Source organism: Photorhabdus sp. RM323S, from assembly GCF_042879375.1.
GTDB lineage: Bacteria > Pseudomonadota > Gammaproteobacteria > Enterobacterales > Enterobacteriaceae > Photorhabdus > Photorhabdus tasmaniensis.
The window spans coordinates 1-1,341 of record NZ_JBHFKZ010000148.1 but is presented as its reverse complement, the minus strand read 5'-3'; the positions used below and the strand labels follow the sequence as shown (position 1 = coordinate 1,341).

Sequence of the window (1,341 nt, the reverse complement as noted above, 5' to 3'; positions counted from 1 at the left end):
TTGCCGGGGCATCAAAAGAGTTCCATCGGGTTCTGGGACGCATAGATTTTCGTGGATAGTGCCTCCCAGGCCTCACCCGGTGAGTCATTCCGGCAAGTCCCTCTGAAAGAGCACAATAAAATGATTTTAAATGTTTTTTTATCCCCTGAATTAGCAAAGACAAGTGTCTTACTACGAGAAACAAACAGTTTTTGAAATTCAATTTCTGTTTATTTTCTCTGCTATCAATGCAGTCGCTATCGTTGCCTCTGTGATTAATATCATTTTCCGATATCCTTGTCAGGTTCAGTAATAATATATGCGCCTGGATTTCTTGTTTTACGCCTTTCTCACTCTGTGAATGGAAATCCTCAATGCAAAGGATTGACTTGGACAATTTATATAACTCTTCTATATTCCATCTAAGGTGATATAAATCATGAAAAGCTTCGACTTCATAATATCCTTGTTCAACAAGAGTAGTGGCAAGAATATATTCACCATTTCGGTCAATATGCTTTATTAGTCTTAACGTTAAGCATGGGAATTCTGAAAGAAGGTTTCTCTTTCTAAGATCTGACTTTACCGCTTCCGATGGCGTATAACTAACAATAAGATCATCTGAATTACTGTCAGAAAAATCTCTAATAGTCTTATTCCTGTTTCCCTCCTGTACTCTAAATACGGCATTCAGATTGTTTTGCATTACTTGATATAACAAGTAATAGCTAAAATATCCCCGATCGAAGATCACGACAGCATTGCTATCCAAACACTGGAGATGCTTTTCGGCACAAGCCCTCTCATTGTTATGGTTAACAAAATCAACGTCATATATGATCGAATTCAATACATCATAGAGACAACTCATCATTGCATAGGGATAATGTCGTGATGTGTTTTTGGGTGTTTTATATCCATTTTCCAGCAACCCTCTGGGAATGTTTAATTTTGAGCCATCTATAGCAAACAGTCGATGTCCTTTCCATGTTTCGGGATGGGTATTATCTTCCCATACAGAAACGATATTTTTGTTTATGGTTTTTATTGCATCATCAGGTAATTTCATTCTGGCTTCGCACATTGATGAAGCAGAGACGGGCTTATGCTGAGGTAGCGGTATTTTTTCATGAATGCACTCAGCCCATATTTCATTAATAATATAAGAGTATCCGTGGTTATTTTTCCCTGATATGATTTTTATGAGAAATAACACAATCAATTTTGTGTCTATTGATCTTTTTCTTTTTCGCCAAAAATTATCAATTTTCGAGCATGAATCAAAAAAAGTTTTGTTCAGAAAATGATATATATCCATCAGCATACTCTCCGAGGAAACTTAGATTTTTATAGCATAGTTGT

Annotated in this window: 1 protein-coding gene; it reads right to left on the bottom strand. The window is 36.2% G+C overall.

Features of this window, described 5'->3' with window-relative positions; genetic code table 11:
* On the bottom strand, nt 1-1,297 hold a 1,297-nt coding region (locus tag ACGF7G_RS22320; RefSeq protein WP_387468470.1), incomplete at its 3' end, for an IS4 family transposase.
* Nucleotides 1,298-1,341 lie beyond the last annotated feature (44 nt).